The 275-nt window shown below is 31.6% G+C and carries 1 pseudogene; it reads left to right on the forward strand.

Annotated features, from left to right (window positions below):
• A pseudogene (locus K5S59_RS29800) lies at nt 1-234 on the forward strand (hypothetical protein); the annotation flags it as partial.
• Nucleotides 235-275 lie beyond the last annotated feature (41 nt).

A 275-nucleotide genomic window follows, 5' to 3' on the forward strand; every position in this document is an offset into this window, starting at 1 on the left:
ACATACACTATTAGTGGTGGAGGCGTTCATATGGTAGGATTGGGAAACAACAGTTATAAAAAACTGTTTGTTCCTTTATTGGGATGTACTTTTATGTTGTATGATGATGAACCAAATGCTCATGAAAATGACCAAATAGAAGAACCTAAAACATTTAGCATAGAGGAATCTGTCAAAATGAAAAAAGAACAAAGAAATAGGCGAACTGAAGCGTATTATAAAAAAATAAATTAACTGAAGACACGATCTGATGAATTGAAACCACAAATAAAAGA

The organism is Bacillus sp. BML-BC051, from assembly GCF_019656175.1.
Classification (GTDB): Bacteria; Bacillota; Bacilli; order Bacillales; family Bacillaceae_G; genus Bacillus_A; species Bacillus_A mobilis.